The sequence below is a fragment of the Acinetobacter guillouiae genome, from assembly GCF_002370525.2.
Lineage (GTDB): Bacteria > Pseudomonadota > Gammaproteobacteria > Pseudomonadales > Moraxellaceae > Acinetobacter > Acinetobacter guillouiae.
The window spans coordinates 2,388,873-2,406,768 of sequence record NZ_AP014630.1 but is presented as its reverse complement, the minus strand read 5'-3'; the positions used below and the strand labels follow the sequence as shown (position 1 = coordinate 2,406,768).

At 38.3% G+C, this 17,896-nt stretch carries 18 protein-coding genes; 10 read left to right on the top strand and 8 right to left on the bottom strand.

The window, feature by feature from the left end; genetic code table 11:
• Positions 1 to 10 precede the first annotated feature (10 nt).
• The 8 genes from ureC (at position 11) to AS4_RS11060 (ending at position 7,208) form a co-directional block, all read left to right on the top strand.
• Complete coding sequence (gene ureC, locus AS4_RS11095; protein ID WP_096734180.1) at positions 11 to 1,711, top strand: urease subunit alpha; 1,701 nt, start codon at positions 11 to 13, stop codon at positions 1,709 to 1,711.
• 191 nt (positions 1,712 to 1,902) lie between these two features.
• A complete protein-coding gene (locus AS4_RS11090; RefSeq protein WP_096734179.1) occupies positions 1,903 to 2,520 on the top strand; it encodes a lysozyme in 618 nt (205 codons plus the stop codon).
• Positions 2,521 to 2,635: 115 nt separating this feature from the next.
• Positions 2,636 to 3,217 (top strand): histidine phosphatase family protein, encoded by a 582-nt coding sequence (locus AS4_RS11085; RefSeq protein ID WP_096734178.1) that lies wholly within the window; start codon positions 2,636 to 2,638, stop codon positions 3,215 to 3,217.
• Positions 3,218 to 3,232: 15 nt separating this feature from the next.
• Positions 3,233 to 4,291 (top strand): hypothetical protein, encoded by a 1,059-nt coding sequence (locus tag AS4_RS11080; RefSeq protein WP_096734177.1) that lies wholly within the window; start codon positions 3,233 to 3,235, stop codon positions 4,289 to 4,291.
• 80 nt (positions 4,292 to 4,371) lie between these two features.
• Complete coding sequence (puuE, locus tag AS4_RS11075; protein ID WP_096734176.1) at positions 4,372 to 5,337, top strand: allantoinase PuuE; 966 nt, start codon at positions 4,372 to 4,374, stop codon at positions 5,335 to 5,337.
• 126 nt (positions 5,338 to 5,463) lie between these two features.
• A complete protein-coding gene (gene uraD / locus AS4_RS11070) occupies positions 5,464 to 5,985 on the top strand; it encodes a 2-oxo-4-hydroxy-4-carboxy-5-ureidoimidazoline decarboxylase (RefSeq protein WP_096734175.1) in 522 nt (173 codons plus the stop codon).
• Between the two features lie 33 nt (positions 5,986 to 6,018).
• Positions 6,019 to 6,339, top strand: a complete 321-nt coding sequence (uraH, locus tag AS4_RS11065; protein WP_096734174.1) for a hydroxyisourate hydrolase — start codon at positions 6,019 to 6,021, stop codon at positions 6,337 to 6,339.
• Positions 6,340 to 6,485: 146 nt separating this feature from the next.
• Positions 6,486 to 7,208 (top strand): outer membrane protein OmpK, encoded by a 723-nt coding sequence (locus AS4_RS11060; protein WP_004821662.1) that lies wholly within the window; start codon positions 6,486 to 6,488, stop codon positions 7,206 to 7,208.
• 209 nt (positions 7,209 to 7,417) lie between these two features.
• Here the strand turns inward: AS4_RS11060 and AS4_RS11055 are convergent, their stop codons facing one another.
• Together AS4_RS11055 and alc are read right to left on the bottom strand one after the other, a co-directional pair.
• Positions 7,418 to 7,912, bottom strand: coding sequence for an ureidoglycolate lyase (locus tag AS4_RS11055; protein ID WP_034617344.1), 495 nt, complete (start codon positions 7,910 to 7,912; stop codon positions 7,418 to 7,420).
• A 4-nt stretch (positions 7,913 to 7,916) separates the two neighbouring features.
• A complete protein-coding gene (gene alc, locus AS4_RS11050; RefSeq protein ID WP_096734173.1) occupies positions 7,917 to 8,924 on the bottom strand; it encodes an allantoicase in 1,008 nt (335 codons plus the stop codon).
• A gap of 213 nt (positions 8,925 to 9,137) precedes the next feature.
• Between alc and hpxO the strand changes: the two genes are divergently transcribed.
• Positions 9,138 to 10,295, top strand: coding sequence for an FAD-dependent urate hydroxylase HpxO (gene hpxO, locus AS4_RS11045; RefSeq protein WP_096734172.1), 1,158 nt, complete (start codon positions 9,138 to 9,140; stop codon positions 10,293 to 10,295).
• 175 nt (positions 10,296 to 10,470) lie between these two features.
• On the opposite strand, the gene AS4_RS11040 is transcribed toward hpxO, so the two are convergent.
• Positions 10,471 to 11,403 carry a LysR family transcriptional regulator gene (locus AS4_RS11040; protein WP_096734171.1) on the bottom strand — a complete coding sequence of 311 codons (933 nt, stop codon included), beginning with the start codon at positions 11,401 to 11,403 and terminating at the stop codon, positions 10,471 to 10,473.
• 295 nt (positions 11,404 to 11,698) lie between these two features.
• Here AS4_RS11040 and AS4_RS11035 point away from each other — a divergent pair, with 295 nt between their 5' ends.
• Entirely contained in the window at positions 11,699 to 12,754 is a 1,056-nt protein-coding gene (locus AS4_RS11035; protein WP_096734170.1) for an aromatic ring-hydroxylating oxygenase subunit alpha, read from the top strand.
• Between the two features lie 64 nt (positions 12,755 to 12,818).
• On the opposite strand, the gene AS4_RS11030 is transcribed toward AS4_RS11035, so the two are convergent.
• From AS4_RS11030 to AS4_RS11010, 5 genes are all read right to left on the bottom strand, one after another.
• Entirely contained in the window at positions 12,819 to 14,300 is a 1,482-nt protein-coding gene (locus AS4_RS11030; protein WP_096734169.1) for an aldehyde dehydrogenase, read from the bottom strand.
• A gap of 158 nt (positions 14,301 to 14,458) precedes the next feature.
• Positions 14,459 to 15,601 carry an acetylornithine deacetylase gene (gene argE, locus AS4_RS11025; protein ID WP_096734168.1) on the bottom strand — a complete coding sequence of 381 codons (1,143 nt, stop codon included), beginning with the start codon at positions 15,599 to 15,601 and terminating at the stop codon, positions 14,459 to 14,461.
• Complete coding sequence (locus AS4_RS11020) at positions 15,594 to 16,580, bottom strand: LysR family transcriptional regulator (protein ID WP_096734167.1); 987 nt, start codon at positions 16,578 to 16,580, stop codon at positions 15,594 to 15,596. Before AS4_RS11020 ends, argE begins: the two co-directional genes overlap by 8 nt.
• A gap of 35 nt (positions 16,581 to 16,615) precedes the next feature.
• Positions 16,616 to 17,287 (bottom strand): DUF1028 domain-containing protein, encoded by a 672-nt coding sequence (locus AS4_RS11015; protein ID WP_096734166.1) that lies wholly within the window; start codon positions 17,285 to 17,287, stop codon positions 16,616 to 16,618.
• Positions 17,288 to 17,312: 25 nt separating this feature from the next.
• Positions 17,313 to 17,726 carry a RidA family protein gene (locus tag AS4_RS11010; protein WP_096734165.1) on the bottom strand — a complete coding sequence of 138 codons (414 nt, stop codon included), beginning with the start codon at positions 17,724 to 17,726 and terminating at the stop codon, positions 17,313 to 17,315.
• Positions 17,727 to 17,896 lie beyond the last annotated feature (170 nt).

Sequence of the window (17,896 nt, the reverse complement as noted above, 5' to 3'; positions counted from 1 at the left end):
ATAATCAATAATGAAAATGTCACGTCGAGCTTATGCTGAAATGTTTGGTCCTACTGTTGGGGATCGAGTACGTTTAGCAGATACCGAACTTTTTATAGAAGTTGAACAAGACCTCACCACCTATGGTGAAGAAGTTAAATTTGGTGGTGGTAAAGTTATCCGCGATGGGATGGGACAATCGCAATTACTTGCAGCGGACGTTGCAGATACGGTGATTACCAATGCATTGATTGTCGATTGGTGGGGAATTATTAAAGCCGATGTGGGATTGAAAAATGGGCGAATATGGAAAATAGGTAAAGCTGGCAATCCGGATATTCAACCTGATATTACCATTCCATTAGGTGCAGCAACTGAGGTGATTGCCGGTGAAGGGCAAATACTTACAGCAGGTGGAATTGATACCCATATTCACTGGATTTGCCCCCAACAAGTTGAAACAGCGTTAATGTCAGGAACAACGACCATGATTGGTGGTGGTACTGGTCCTGCCGCAGGAACATCGGCAACGACGGTGACACCGGGGCCATGGCATATTTCAACCATGCTGCAAGCCATTGATGATTTACCTATGAATATTGGCTTATTGGGTAAAGGTAATTTGAGTCAACCTGAACCGATTGCGGAGCAGATTAAAGCGGGTGTGGTGGGTTTGAAATTGCATGAAGATTGGGGTTCTACCCCTGCTGCAATTGATAATTGTCTAACTGTGGCAGATGAATATGATGTACAAGTGGCGATTCACACTGATACTTTAAATGAAAGTGGTTTTCTTGAAGAAACATTGGGGGCATTTAAAAATCGTACTATTCACACTTATCATACTGAGGGTGCGGGTGGTGGTCATGCACCTGATATTTTAAAAGCCATTGGTCAGACAAATGTTTTGCCATCTTCAACCAATCCAACCCGTCCATATACCATCAATACCATTGATGAACACTTAGACATGCTCATGGTCTGCCACCATTTAGATCCAGCGATAGCTGAAGATGTCGCATTTGCTGAGAGCCGTATTCGTCGTGAAACGATTGCCGCAGAAGATATTTTGCAAGATCTCGGCGCAATTTCAATGATGTCTTCTGACTCTCAAGCCATGGGGCGTGTGGGTGAGGTGATTTTACGTACTTGGCAAACGGCGCATAAAATGAAAGTGCAACGTGGACCATTAGAAGGCGATAATCGGTATCATGATAACAATCGAGTGAAGCGTTATATTGCAAAATATACAATAAATCCCGCCATTACTCATGGTTTAAGCCATGAAATTGGTTCTATAGAAGAAGGGAAACTTGCGGATTTGGTGTTGTGGAAACCTGCGTTTTTTGGGGTAAAGCCGTCAATGATCATTAAAGGTGGAATGATTGCGGCAGCGCCAATGGGAGATATTAATGCCTCAATTCCAACACCACAGCCGGTACATTACCGTCCAATGTTTGGGGCATATCCAAGAGGTGTGCATAATACCTGTATTACTTTCTTGTCACAGGCTGCCATTGAACTTGGTGTTGCTGAAAAATTACAATTAAAGAAGTTAATTTCACCTTGTAAAAATACCAGAAACATCACTAAACAAGACATGAAGCATAATAGCTACTGTCCAGTGATGGATGTGCATCCTGAAACTTATGAAGTTCGTGCAGATGGTGTACATTTAACTTGCGAAGCTGCTGAAGTATTACCAATGGCACAGCGTTATTTCTTGTTTTAATTCTACGGATATCAACAGCAACAAGAAGATAAAACTCCTTTCTTATGATAAGAGCGGAGTTTTTCTATTTAAAATCAATAGATCTATACCCAATGCAACCAAAGACAACTTTATTAATTCAAAAAGCTATGTTTAATATTGGGTGCTATAGGTACAACGATACAACCCTTTTCTTTTTTTGAGTTTTATTGATGACGCAATTTTGGTCTAAATTTTTTTCCAAGTTATTTTCTACGTTGTTTTCAAAGCTATTGAATCAACAGCAGCGCGAATCGAATAAACATCATCAAGCTTATTCTGGTTTAGACGTTGCCGTTGCTGTGGATACAGATGCTACGGAGATTGGCTTTGCACAAGATCAAATTACTCAGGTCAGTCCTCAAGGTGTGGATTTGATCTGTGGTTTTGAGGGATTAGAGCTTAAAGCCTATGATGATGGTGTCGGTGTGTGTACCATCGGTTACGGAACAACCATTTACCCGCATGGAAAAGCTGTTCAGTATGGTGATACTTGTACCATTGAACAAGCAAAAACCTATATGCAATATGACATTAGACGTTTTGAACAAGCAGTAAGTGCTGCTGTAAATGTGCCGTTAAATCAAAATCAGTTTGATGCATTGGTTTCATTGAGCTATAACATTGGTATTGGTGCTTTTAAAAATTCAACTTTATTAAAATTATTGAACGCCTCTGATTATTACGCTGCCAGTCATCAATTTGATGTTTGGATCAAAGCGGGTGGCAAAACAGTACAAGGTTTAGTAAACCGAAGAGCAGTAGAGAAAACTTTGTTTCTAAAGCGCTAATATATGAGTGTCTTGCTCAACTGGTGTTCTTTAAACGTTTGTTAAATTCCAGATGATTCATTTTGAATTATCATTTTTAAAATGTTGTCTAAAAATTAAAATAGTTAAGGTTTATATGAGTATTTATTTAATTCGTCATGCGCAAAGTTTAGGTAATGTAAACGGTAAAACTGAGTCACATGCAAGTATTCCTTTAACTGAATATGGACATGAACAGGCGCAAAAACTTGTTGATGTTCTACCTCCAGCAAAGCAGATTTTTATCTCTCCATTCCTCCGTACACGTCTAACAGCTGAACCAATTTTATTACGAGATCAGATTACCCCTCAAGTTTTGGATATTCAGGAGTTTTCTTACTTATCCGATACACGATGTAAAAATACCACTCTAGAGGAACGAAAACCTTGGGTAGATGATTATTGGAACCAAGCAGATGTGAATCTAGTGACAAGTAAAGGCGCTGAGTCTTTTGCAAATTTTTATCAACGCGTTACGGACTTTATTGTGCACTTGGATTCGCTAAAAGCGCATTATCAACATGATCATTTACTGGTATTTAGTCATGGTCAGTTTTTACAGTTATTGAAAATGCTGGTTGAGCAAAAGCGAGAATTATCATCACAATTAATGCGTGATTTTCGTTATGCATTGTTAAATCATCAATTAGACAATACAGAGTTTTTTATTTTTAAATAAAATGAGAATAACAGCATGAATTTTATAATAAGAAAAATTGCTCTATTGACGGTTTTTACGTTTATACCTGTATCTACATATGCAGATATTGTGGCTTTAAAGTCAGATTTAACTCAATTTGCGCAACCTCTTGAAACACAATGTAAGGGGCTTGAAAGCTATATGCCTCTTAACATGTTGCATAAATTTTTAAATCGCTCAAATTCTGAAAAAATAGATGTGTATTCGATGGATGTTATTTTTGTTTCAGATTTTTTGGGTTATTTAGAAGATAAAAATTGTGCTTTAGCGGCTTCTGATTTCACCATCTCAGGTGTTAAAATTTTGAATCAATATCGTGACTTATGGGAGAAAGATCTACCAAAAGAGAGAAAAATCCTGAGATATGAAACCTACCTTGCAGCAGGTGATGCAAGTTTGGTGAAATATAAATGGACGCATAAGATTCAATATCTAGATGATGCGCATCAATTTTATACACAGTACTTAGTGACCAATGCAATCAGTCAACAACAAAAAGATCAATGTGGGAAAAAATGTGCTGAATACTTAGCTGATGTAAGTAAGATGAAATACTTTGATTTGTATGATTACGCGTCGATATCCAATGAATATCGAAAACTTTTTGGTGATATCTATGAACAATATTCACAGCAAGATGCAAATTTTTCAGACAATCTCGAAAGTCTGAATCTGGTTTTTGAACGCACTGATCAATTTGAAGTGAGCGCAATTAAAACCACAGGATTAAGCTCAGTAAATAAAGAGGTGGCTTCTTTAAATAATTTTGATCGCATTTTTAGTTCTGGTGATAAAAAACTCATAGAACTTTATACAAAACGTTTAGATCAATATCTACAAAATAGAATCCAGCATAAATTATTAGATGCAGAGATGACGGATAAAATTTATCAATTTTTATTAAAAGAATCGAATGAAAATAATGCGATGATTGTACGTACTCAGCAGGAAAGTAGTCTTCAACCTAATCAAAGTTTTCAAATTGGAAAACACCACTATATTTTCAAGGGAACAAGTCAGCACATGCAGTTAACTTTCCAACCCATTGAGTAAAGCATAAGTTAGATTGGCACAAAAACTGCTTGATCATTCACACTAAAAAATGGTGATTGAAAAGTTTAAAGGCGGTTTGAGTGAGTAAAACTTATTTACGTGGGCAAGACTTAATAGACCAAATCCAAAATACTCCCTATTCACGAGATCTCATTGGCTATCACGGTCAAGTACCTAAAGTAGCATGGCCCAATCAAGCCAAAATAGCAGTACAGTTTGTTCTTAACTATGAAGAAGGTGCTGAAAATCATATCGAACATGGTGATGCCGGTTCTGAGCAGTTTTTATCTGATATTGTGGGAGCAGCAAGTTTTCCCGACAAGCATATGTCGATGGATTCGATGTATGAATATGGCGCTCGTGCAGGATTCTGGCGTATTCATCATGAGTTTAAAAAGCGTAACTTACCCATGACCATATTTGGAGTGGGTATGGCGCTGGCACGTAATCCATATATTGTGGAAGCCATTCAACAAGCCCATTACGATGTGGTTTCACACGGACAGCGTTGGTTAAATTACCAAAATATAGATATTGAAACGGAACGTCAGCATATTGATCAAGCAATCAGTATTCTAGAAACCTTATTTGGCAGTACACCAATAGGTTGGTATACAGGGCGAGATAGCCCAAATACGCGTAAATTATTGGCTGAATTTCCACAGATTAAATATGACTGCGATTACTATGGTGATGATTTGCCATTTTGGACAAACTTAACCAATTTACAAGGTCAAAGCCGCCCGCACCTGATCATTCCATATACATTAGAAAGTAATGATATGAAATTCTGTGCGCCTGCTGGTTTTAACAGTGGCGAGCAATTTTACCAATATTTAAAAGATGCCTTTGATGTGCTTTATGCAGAAGGTGAAACTGAGCCGAAAATGCTATCGATTGGAATGCATTGTCGTATTCTGGGACGTCCTGGTCGTTTTAAAGCATTACAGCGTTTTTTAGATTATATCCAGGCACATGAAAAAGTTTGGATCTGTCGTCGTGGCGATATCGCTGAACATTGGTTTAAACACCATCCAGCCGCATAATTGTCGCTATGAGGATGTGGCTTTTAAGGTAAGCGCTTTATTTTTAATTGAATGAAGTAAAGCGCACAGCAAAGTTTATATAAAAGTGTTTGAAAATTTTAGCGAACTCAAGCATAGGTATTATTCGTGAACATAGAAGAATTTAATCAAGCATCATCAGAAGACCTTACAACCATGCTTAAGCATTGTGTGCACATTCAACGTTGGTCAGATGAAATTTTGTCACAACGTCCATTTGGCAACACTCAAGCGTTAATGGATTTTGCAAAAGCACAAGCCTCAACTTGGACATGGTTAGAGATCGCAAATGCATTAGCGACACACCCACGAATCGGTGAAAAAAAGGCTCAGGCTGTGCTGAGTGAAAAAGAGCAAGCATTTTCTCATCAAGAGCAATCAGCAATAAAACAGAGCACTGAAACACAACTTGCTTTATTGCAAGGCAATATTGCTTATGAAAAGAAATTTGGTCATATTTTTTTAATTCGTGCCATGGGCTTAGATCAGGTTGAAATTCTACAAGCACTGAAATATCGTTTATTAAATGATCCTGAAACAGAACAGCGTATTGTTAAACAACAACTTGGTGAAATTGCAATGTTAAGACTCAATCAAGAACTAAGTGAAGATGAAAACTTAAATGATTGATTGCATTAAAATAATGTTTAGAAAGGAAATAACATGATCAGTACCCATATATTAGACACGCATCTCGGCAAGCCTGCCGTAAATGTCCTTATAAAATTATTGGATAGCCAAGACAATATTGTTGCAGAATCGAGGACCAATGAAGATGGACGGATAGCAGATTTTAATTTAAGTGAAATTAAAACAGGGGATTATAGTTTGGTTTTTTATACTGCTGAATATTTTAACCGTTTAGCCTTAGCAACGTTTTTCCCAAAAGTTGTGATTCATTTTTCAGTTCTTGATATTGCACAACATTATCATATTCCTTTATTAATCAGCCCTTTTGCTTATTCCACATATCGTGGAAGCTAGCTTTTATAGAATTAGATTATTTTAAGATTTTAAAGCCCATTGATTTGGGCTTTTTTTATGAAATTTTGACCAAGTGTAAAAAATTGGCTTTGTTTTTGCTTATTCACGTAGGTGTTTACCGCTATTTCTGATGGGGAATTTTTACAATGAAATTAACACAATTTGCTGCGCTTTCAACTTTCGTTTGCACCGCTTTTAGCACCCATGCTGCGCCTATTTGGCAAGACTTTAGCATTACTGGATTATATGGAAAAAATTATGAATTAATTGCTCGGGAAGATGATCAATCGACCATTACTTTTGAATATGCAGCCAAATTAAAATATGGGGACTTCTTTGCATTTGCGGATCGTACCAATAATGATGTTTCAGGCAATGAGACCTATTTTGAAGTTTCACCACGATTGAGCTTAGGCGCCATTTCGGGGCATAAGTTGGAAGCAGGGCCAATTAAAGACGTTCTCATTGCCACAACATGGGAAGGCGGTGAAGGGTTTAACAATTATTTGTATGGGATCGGGGTAGATTTGGCGATTCCATATTTCCAATATGCACAATTAAACTTTTATAAAGCAGACAATTATAAGAACACAGATGATGATTATCAGCTGACTTTTGTTTTTGGTGTGCCTTTCAAAATTGCATCAGAAGATTTTCTTGTTGATGGTTTTCTGGATTGGTCAACTGCTGAAGATGATCATGCCAGTGAGTTAAACTGGACCACCCAATGGAAATGGAATGCGGGTAAACATATTTCACCAGATACGAAATTGTATTTAGGCGTTGAATATTCTGTTTGGAATAATAAATACGGCATCTCAGGTAAAGATGAAAATAATGTCAGTGCTTTAATTAAATATCATTTTTAAATGATCTTTATCTGATCATGTTTTTAAATGCATGAATAGGATTGAGATAAGCTTAAGATAAATTTTTCAAACCAGCGCAACACTGAATGATGTTGCGCTGGTTTTTTAACAACATAGGGTGAAGTAAAGTCTTATCGCAACACTCCTCAGCACTTTTAGTGTGAATGTTTTGATCCATGCATTTTTTATTTGCTGTTATGAAATGAAAATTATAAGGTTAGGACAATATTTTCATTAAATTGAAAAACATCACAATTGTGACCCTCACCAATCCGATCGATTACAGTAAAGTCGCTCGGTGCTTCAAGCGTCAATAACGGATGATGCCAAGTGCCTGCACGATAGTTTACAGCCTGTTGGCCATTGCTTATAAAGGCATAAATATGATCAAGATCAGGTTGATCTTGATCTAAAGCCGCTGCAACAACAACCAAGAAGGATTGACCTTGCATCGGAATAAATGCCTGTGAACCGATTGGATGGCGTTCAAGCATTTGAATTTCGCAAGGCACTTGGGTTTTTTGAATATTACGGAAAATACTTAATCCGACTTCAGCATTGGCCGCTTGGGCCAAGGATAAAGCATGATAGCGTTCCGTATGCGCGCCATTGATATGGAAAAAGTCATTGCCAGCACAGGCAATGACCTCACCGAATGCTGCAAAAGCTTCAGCAGTTAATGGCTGAATTTGAATATATTTCATAAAATCACTCTGCAATTTTACCCCATAATCGGATACGGCTAATGCCACCGTCTGGAATCATATTGACACGAATATGTGAAATTTTTTCATGTTTTAAAATGTCGGCTACATAATCATGAATATGATCCATTTGCATATCCTGAGCATTGAGTAGAAATGGCCAAAACATACTTTGCGGAATCAATTGTGGATCAGTCGCATTTTCAATATAAATTGCCTGAATCGATACTTGAGCGGGGAAATTGCCTTTGAAATGTGCGGTATCAATTTCAATTTTTTCAATTACACCACTTTGACCGAGTGCCAAAATACACCAGTCAAATCCAGGTGCACGGCGGCGTTTGGTTTCCCAACCATCACCCATATTGATCCCACGATTCGGATTGATCAAATTACGAGGATGACCAAAGTGGGCATCGCTATAGGCAATCACGCGTCCACCATTTTCTAGTGCCAGTAAATCTAATGTACGTTGGCGATCTTGAATCTGTATTTGCACCTCACCATAGACGCGAAACCGTGCAATACCACCATCAGGAAAAATATTTAAGCGGACATGGGTAAAGACTGCTGAATTTTTAATGTCAAAAATATGATGTTGGCTTGGTCCAAGAACAGAATTGTCTAGAATGGGCTGCCATAGTGCATTGCTTAAGTCCCCATTTGGTGCATAACAGGCTTCAATTGAAGCAGAAGCAGGGTAATTCCCCGTAAAAAAAGTGGTATCAATATCAAATGCTGTAATTTTTCCAGCAACGCCTAATTTAATAATTGCCCAGTCATAGCCTGCATGTCGTTTACGGCGGGTTTCCCATCCATCCATCCATTTGCCGTGATCATCAAATTTATCTTCTACAAAAATGGGTGGATTAAATTGCAACATTCGTTGTGCTTCTGCAAAAAAATCATCTGAACATTCAAGTACTTTTGTACCAATTCGGGGATCTGCCAAATTGCTGTATTGTTGCAAATGTGCAGGAAGCTCAAAACTTGGTGCAAGTAAAGTTGCCATATTTATTTACCATTCATGTTACGATTTATATCATTTTATTGATTGATATCAGCACTTAAAGCTCAATAAGCACTCATAAAAACAATATCTTAGCGTCCTCATCATGCATAGCTTATGCCAACTTTGCTTAACGAATGTTTTGATTTTTAAATAAATGGCACGTTTTTAGCATTTTAGTCATAAGTGTTAAAGAAACAGACAGAGGAGAAATAGATGGAGATTACTATTATCGGTGCAGGTATGGGGGGATTAACCGCAGGTATTGCACTAAAAAAATTCGGACATACGGTCACCATCTATGAACAAACTGAACAAATTCTAGCTGTAGGTGCTGCTATTTCTTTATGGTCAAACGGTGTTAAGTGTCTAAACTATTTAGGCTTAACGGATCAAGTTGCCAAACTTGGTGGTCAAATGGATCATTTAGCCTATATCGATGGCTTAACTGGTGAGCACATGACCCAGTTTAGTTTAATGCCTTTGATTGAAGAGGTCGGGCAACGGCCTTATCCAGTTTCCCGCGCAGATTTACAAAACATGTTGATGGATGAATTTGGCCGTGAGGATATTCATCTTGGGAAAAAAATGGTTGCACTAGAACAAGTAGATCAACACATAAAAGTTCAGTTTGCAGATGGCAGTGAAGTCACCACAGCATTGTTAATTGGTGCTGATGGAACACATTCGCTGACCCGCCAATATGTACTGGGTGAACAGGTTGAACGTCGTTATGCAGGTTATGTTAATTGGAATGGCTTAGTCGAAATTTCCGATAAATTTGCCCAAGCAGATCAATGGACAACCTTTGTTGGAGAAGGAAAACGTGTTTCGCTTATGCCAGTGGCAGAGCAACGTTTTTACTTCTTCTTTGATGTGCCATTACCTGTAGGTTTAGAAAACAGTAAGGCCCAATATAAAACACTCTTTAAACAATATTTTAAGGACTGGTGCCAACCCGTTCAAAACTTAATTGAAGCGATTGATGAGCAAAAAACCAATCGAGTAGAAATCCATGATATTGAACCTTTTACCCAGTTTTATAAAGGCCGAGTGGTGATTATGGGAGATGCGGCTCACAGTACCACACCTGATATTGGTCAAGGCGGTTGCCAAGCTATGGAAGATGCAATTTACTTAGCAAGGGCTTTGCAAATCAATACATTAGGTTTAGAGGATGCCTTAAAGCGTTATCAAAATAAACGTAATGAGCGCGCCAATGAGTTAGTATTACGTGCCCGCAAACGCTGTGATGTGACCCATATGAAAGATGAAGCTGTGACCGAAGCGTGGTATCAAGACTTACGTCAAGAACAAGGCCCACATATTATGCGTGGCATTATCAGTAATATTATCGGAAATCCATTAGATTAAATGTTGCTAGGTCGATGCTGAATTTAAATTACTGAATCTAAATTCAGCATTGGAAATCTAATGCTTTTGATTCATATATGTTTAGGGAGTTATTGCTAGTCATCACTCAGCTACACGTGATTACTTTGTTGCTTAAGGGGCTGTTGTTCATGTACTACAACATAGCTAAAGCTGATTATTGATAAGGGATCAGCTTGAGCTTAAATGCTTCGATTTGTTCAATAAGATGCTTAATCATAATTTGAGACACGCGTGAAAGTTGTCGTTTTGGCGCAACACATAAAGCCAGTGTTAATGGATATAAACCCTTTTCTCGAATCGGCTTAAAAACCAGCTCGTCACGCTCTAAATATGGATATGCATCAATAAATGACAATAAACCAATGCCTAAATTCTTTTGAATTAATGACATAATCATTCGAATGTCATTACAATCTAAATGCTGCTGTGGGCTAAATTTATGGTGCTTATACAAGGTCTGCACATAATCATGAATAATTAAAGGAGCGCAAGGAATTAAGTGTTTATCGTTGATACTATCTGACAAATAAACTTTCTCATTTTTTGTCAAAGGGTGATCTTTAGGTAAAACAAAACCGATTGGGATTTCGACAAAAGATAAAACCTCTAATTGATGATGGCCTTTCGGATTTAATAAAATTCCAAAGTCAATTTCAGCGTCCATAATCATATTTGACACAGTTTCACTATCTTGGATATGAAAATTAAAATTGATCCAAGGGTAGTTGTCATACATATATTGAATTGAATCTAAAACGAAGCCATCACTAAGTGCAGAAATCAATCCGCAATCAATTGTTCCCCGAGAAAGCCCTTGGATTTCATCAAAACGATTACGGGTTAATTGAAATTCTTTTTGCCACTTAATCAAATCCGCATAGAGTAACTCTCCAGCAAGCGTCAGTTTTAATCCACTGGGTAAACGTTCAAACAGATCAATGCCAAACTCTTCCTCAGCAAGTGCGATTTGACGATGTACCGCTGATACTGAAATATAGAGTTGATCTGCTGCTTTTCTTAAGCTGCCTGTCTTGGCAACTGCAATAAAATAATCAGAAAATCGCGAAAAAGTTGTATTCACAGGCATATGGGTTGTCCATTATTTATATTTCACGGACTTATTCCTAAGCAATGAAAATCAAGGAAATTTAAAACTCGCTAAAATCACAGATCACTAAGCGATTTTTATGCCAATGATGAGTTTTTCTAAAAATAATTTTCAGATAGGTGTTCTATTTTTTAGAACAAGACAAGTAAAACATTCTAATAGACAGAATTAGACAAAATTCGTAATTTAAAACTCAGCCATGATTTTAGCTCAGCAACATGCTGAAATCACAGCATAAGATCATGACATTAAATATATATTCTGTGAGTTTTGTATGAATGCAATTCCAGTTCTGAACTTGTTTAGTCAGCCACAATGTAGTGGTTTTGAGCCTAAAGACTGGGAAATACTTGCTCAGCATTGGTATCCTGTCGCACGTGAGCAAGATGTGACAACAGCCCCACAACAAGTACAACTCCTCGATGTGAAAATGGCACTTTATCAAACTACAAGTGGTGCGATTCAGTTGGTGCGTGATATTTGTCCGCACCGTGGTGTACCACTCAGCAAAGGTTGGGTGCAAGGTGAAGAGATTGTCTGTCCCTACCATGGCTTGCACTATAACACAGCAGGTCAATGTACAAAAATTCCAGCTCAGCCAGACCTGACAAATATCTCAGAGCGCTTTAGTCTCACCAAATTTCCTGTAGTGTTAAAATATGGTTTGGTTTGGACAAGTTTATTTAGCCGTGATGCAAGCCATGCAAACTTTCCAATATTAGACACTTGGGATGATCCTGAGCATCAGCCTGTACTGCCACCATTTGTTGACATTGCAGGCTCAAGCGGGCGGCAATTGGAAGGCTTTATTGATGTCGCACATTTTGCTTGGGTACATCAGCAGTCTTTTGCCGATGCTGAAAATCCTGTTGTACCCAAATACACCACTGAGCGTACAGACTATGGTTTACATACAGAATATGTCAGTAATGTGAGCAACTACCCGCATGGCTTACAACATCTGGCACCAGAGGGGTTTTTATGGAAACGAATTTTTGATGTTTACCCACCATTTTCAGCGGTGTTAAAGGTTGAATTTCCACGCGAGGGTATATTGAAAATTTTAAATGCCTGTTGTCCTGTATCACATAACAAAACTCGATTATTTGTACCACTCACCCGTAATTTTGATACCACAGGCGATTTGCAGGCAGTTTACGATTTTAATGCACAAATTTTTGCAGAGGATCAGGACATGGTAGAGAGTCAAAAACCAGAAGAGCTTCCATTAGATATTACAATGGAAGCACATTTTGAAGCAGATCGTTCATCTACAACTTATCGTCGAATATTGGCAGAATGGGGGCTAAGCAAACGCTATATTGTATAAATTTTCCTTATAGTATCAGGAGCACTCGATCTTTCTTTTTGACGGATTGAATGCGCTTTTGGATTTACAATTGAATCCATGTGGTTTTTAACTGTGTAAATTTATCAATCGCATGTAAAGATAAATCACGGCCATAACCTGACTGTTTATATCCTCCAAATGGAGTACTCACATCTAAAGCATCTACTGTATTAATAGAGACTGTTCCTACTAAAAGCTGTTTAGACAGAAGAATTGCTTTCTGAATATCTTTGGTCCAAATTGAGGCAGCTAACCCATAAATGGAGTGATTGGCAAGTTCAATCGCTTCTTCTTGGGTTTCAAAAGTTGTGATTGAAACCACAGGACCAAAAACTTCGTCATGGAAGATTTTAAACTCAGGATTGACACCCGTTAGAATGGTTGGTGCTACATAGGTGGCTGGATCTAAAGCTGCATCTAAATTTAACGGAATAATATGAGATTGCGCACCTTGAGCCTTGGCTTGATCAATAGCAGCTCTGACATTATCCGCATGTTGACGATCAATTAAACAGCCCATCGTGGTATTGGGATCTAGAGGATCTCCAATCTTAACTGTTTTAGCTTTGGCTATAAATTTTTCTACAAATTGTTGTGAAATGCTTTTTTCTAATAAAATCCGTGAATTTGCCGAACACACTTCACCTTGATTATAAAATGCGCCAAAAATCGCCTTATCGACCGCTTTATCTAAATCAGCGTCAGCAAAAATAATGTTGGCACTTTTTCCACCAGTTTCAGGCCAAACAGGTTTCATATTTGATTCAGCAGAATAAGCCAAAAACTTTTTTGCCGTTTCAGTCGATCCAGTAAAGACTAAACAATCAACATCTGGATGGCGTCCAAGAGCTTGACCTGTGATATGCCCTAAGCCAGTAACCACTTGTAATACACCATCGGGAATCCCAGCTTGTTTTGCGAGTTCAGCGAGTTTTAATGCAGTAAAGGGTGATTGTTCTGCGGGTTTTAATACCACACAATTTCCTGTTGCTAAGGCAGGTGCAAGCTTCCAACTTGCCAAATCAAGCGGAAAGTTCCATGGGACCACAGCAGCAACAACGCCTATGGGTTCACGACTGACCATCGCCAGTTGATCTGCACTTGTGGGGGCAATTTCATCATAAATTTTATCAATACTTTCTGCATACCATTCAAAGCAAGATGCTGCACCTGGAATATCAACATGCAGTGAATCCTGAATCGGTTTACCCACATTGAGGGTTTCAAGTAAGGCAAGCTCTTCAGCATTTTCACGAATAAGTTCAGCGAGCTTTTTAAGTATTTGCTTACGTTCACGCGGCGCTAACCGAGACCAGACACCGCTGCTAAAGGTCTTTCTCGCATGTTGAACTGCTTGTTCAACGTCATTGGCATCACATGCTGACATATCGACTAAAAATTCAGCTGTGGCTGGATTTGATACTTTATAGGTCTGCGTGGTGTTGACAAATTGTCCGGCGATAAAGGCACAACTTGGCAGTGTTATCTGCGCGCGTTGTTCTAGCCAATCCTGTTTTAGTTTCATTCATCTTCCTTAAAATTTTAGCGATAGAGTAGGTTTAACCGTATTATTTTTCGCCAATTTTGTGAATTTGTTTTATACAAGCCTTGGGTTTAAAAAAAACAAATTAAATGCTTTGCTTATTTGTTGTAAAAATAACTTTTTAAAGCAATAGCAACATCTTAACGCTTAATATGGCTGAGTAAACGTTCAAAAAATGCATCACATTCCTGCATCTGTGAGATTTCAATATACTCATCGGGTTTATGCGCGACTTGAATAGAACCAGGGCCACAAACCAATACCGCAGAATTTAACTGTTGATGAAATAATCCACCTTCTGTACCAAATGAAATCTTCTGTAATTCTGTTGCTGGATCTAGCAGTGTTTGTAAAAATTTGACCGCTTGAATGGTGGTTGAGGTATTTAGTCCAGGGTATTGGTTGATTTCCTGAAAACTGACAAATTTTGCATAAGGGCTTTGCTCGACATATTCAAAAATTTTCTCTTGAACTGACTCTGTATTTTGTTCTGCAACATTACGAATTTCGTAGTCTAAAACACATTCATTGGGAACGATATTTAAAGCTTTACCGCCTTGTATTTTCCCGACATGTACAGTGGTATAAGGCACATCGTAGTCCATATCGACAATCGGACCTTCCGCAATTTGTTTTTGTGTCGTGGTAATTGCTTCAACAACACTTTGAGCGCAATAAATTGCATTGACGTATAAAGGTGCTAAAGCAGAGTGACCTTCTTGTCCACGACAAATTGCTTTGAATACTGCCTTACCTTTATGGCCTGTGGCAATATTCATACTGGTGGGTTCACCAATCACGCAAAGCTCTGGTTGAATAATTAATTCAGAGAGTAGGCCAAGAATTCCCCGTACACCAATACAGCCAATTTCTTCATCATAGGAAAGGCATAGGTGCAGTGGTTTAGTCAATTCTGGCATCTGTGCTGCTTTTAACATGGCATGCATCGCGCAGGCGATAAAGCCTTTCATATCCGCAGTACCACGACCATAAATTTTATCGTCTTTGATTAGCGCTTGAAAAGGTTCGCTGCTCCACGCTTGTCCTTCAACTGGAACTACGTCGGTATGCCCAGAGAGCAATACACCAGCTTGATCTTTAGGACCAATACTTGCCAATAAGTTGGCTTTGGTCTGTTCTGGATTAAAATTTAAAGTGATACTGATTCCCGCAGGTTCAAGTAAATTCTTAACGAACATGATCAGTTCTAAATTACTTTTGTAGGACGTCGTATCAAATGCAACAAGTTTTTTAAGTAGTTGAATACTCGACAGATTAGACATCTGAGGAATCCTTTTGTGTTTGGGTTTTCATATATGGATCGTAAAAATGTGGCGAACTCATACCTGAAATAAAGTGATCCGAGATAAAGCTTTTGCAACGACTAATAAAAGCTTCAACCACAATATTTTTGGGTACATTTTTCGGTGTTGCAATGCCGATATACATCGGGCGATGTTCATGCGCAATACGAATACGCACCAGACGTTTACCATCAAGGCTATAGGTGTTTTTCGGGCGAACATTCAAAATTGTGTAGCCAATATTATTGGCAACCATGGAACGAACGACATCAATATTTTTTGAAGAACGAACAACATTGGGGGTAAGATTTTGAGCTCTAAATAATGATAAGAAATATTCATTACTATAAGGCATGTCTAAAAGAATCATCGGGTACTGTGAAAGTTCTTCTAAGCTCACAACAGGCAGTATAGCTAAAGGATGCTCCTCACTGACCAGTACATGGGGTGGTAATTTCGTTAAAGCTTTAAAATGAATAATATTTTCATCAATATTGAGATCGTAAGTTAAAGCAAGATCAATATCATTACGTATAAGCGCATTTAGAAGTGCTTGTTGATCATCTTCGTAAAGGTCTAAAGAAACTTGTTTATATAAATTGGAAAATCCATTGATGATATCGGCATAGATCATCGGGGTAAAAGCCGGGAAGCAACCCACTTTTAATGGTCCACGTATGGAACCAGAAAATTCTGCAGCAAGCGAATATAAACTTGAAGCTTGGTTTAAGATCTTCTTACATTCCAACATCACACTTTTACCGACAGTGTTTAAAATCAAGCCTTTCGCATGTTGGCGAATAAATAATTGGGTTTGTAATTCTGATTCAATATGTGCGATTGCGGCAGAAATAGACGGAGAGGATACATGGATCTTCTCCGAAGCAATAATGATGCTGCCACATTCAGCTGTTGCAACAAAGTATTCCATTTGTCTTAAAGAAATTCGATTTAACACTTTGGATACACCTCCATTGTATACCCTCGAAAAGTTTATTCATTTCCTGGAACACCATAGCTACGAGCATTGATCGGGTTTAAAGCTCTTAAAACATAATCATCAATTTGCGGTTCATATATCTGCCATAGTGCAATGAGGTCGGAAATGGGTTGATCTGACCAGTCCACACGTAAGTCAACAATTGGCCATTCCAACTTGTCAACTACTAAAAGACCAGCAGAGTGTACCTCTCCAGCTTCTCCACCAGCCTGTTTTCCAGCATCTAATGCATAAAGTAAACGTTCAGCTAAAGCGCCTTTACTTTGTTCGAAGTGTTTGAGCATAACATGAGTAACATTCTCATTTGCAAGTAAATTACCCGCACAAACGGCATGTTTCCCTATATGTTGCGTATAGATCCCTAAGGTATTTTCTCCACTAAAGGCAAAAGGCTCGTTCACCGCATCAAGTAAAGTTAATTGGCGGTATTCAATAAAATCGGTATTTTTGGTTAATTCTGTAATCGCATTTTTAGGCGATATATTGTATTTGGTCATTTCAAGTAAAATGCTGGCCAATTGAGGATCAGTTATATTTTGACTTGCTGCAACACCAATCCCAGCTTTGGCACGTATACATCTTGATGCAACGGCTGGAGAGGAGGAACTAATTGCTGCACCGAACTGTCCTGTTTCACTACATCTCGAAATAATTGAAAATGTCATATTTCCCTCATATTTTCGTTGTTTTTTAATCTGAAATAACAGCGATTGCATCAACTTCGACAAGCCACTCTGGACGTGCCAAAGCGGAAACAACAATACCCGTTGAGACAGGGTAAACGCCTTTGAGCCATTTGCCGACAACACCATAGACATCTTCACGGAAGCGTGGATCAACGATATATATGGTAATTTTACAAATATCTGCCAATTCTCCCCCAGCTTCTTTGAGTAGCATGTCAATGTTGTACATCGCCTGTTCGGTCTGACCCTTGACATCGCCTATCGCAACACTTTCCGATGTATCCAGATTTTGTCCAATTTGACCGCGAAGAAAAACAGTTCGCCCACGTGCAACTACAGCTTGGCATAGGTCATTGTCTAAATTCTGCTCTGGATAAGTTTTCTTGGTATTAAATGTTCGAATACGGGTATGTTTCACTGCTCAATCCTCAGTTAATTATGATGTTTCTCTAGTATGCTTACTTCGTGAGCACTCACAATTTGTGTTTTCCTTTCTAGTAATTTACTTTTTCCGTAGTAATAAAAATAATTTAAAAAGAATTATAGTCTGGCATATATTTTCTATTTATTTCATGTGCTTAGTGTGTG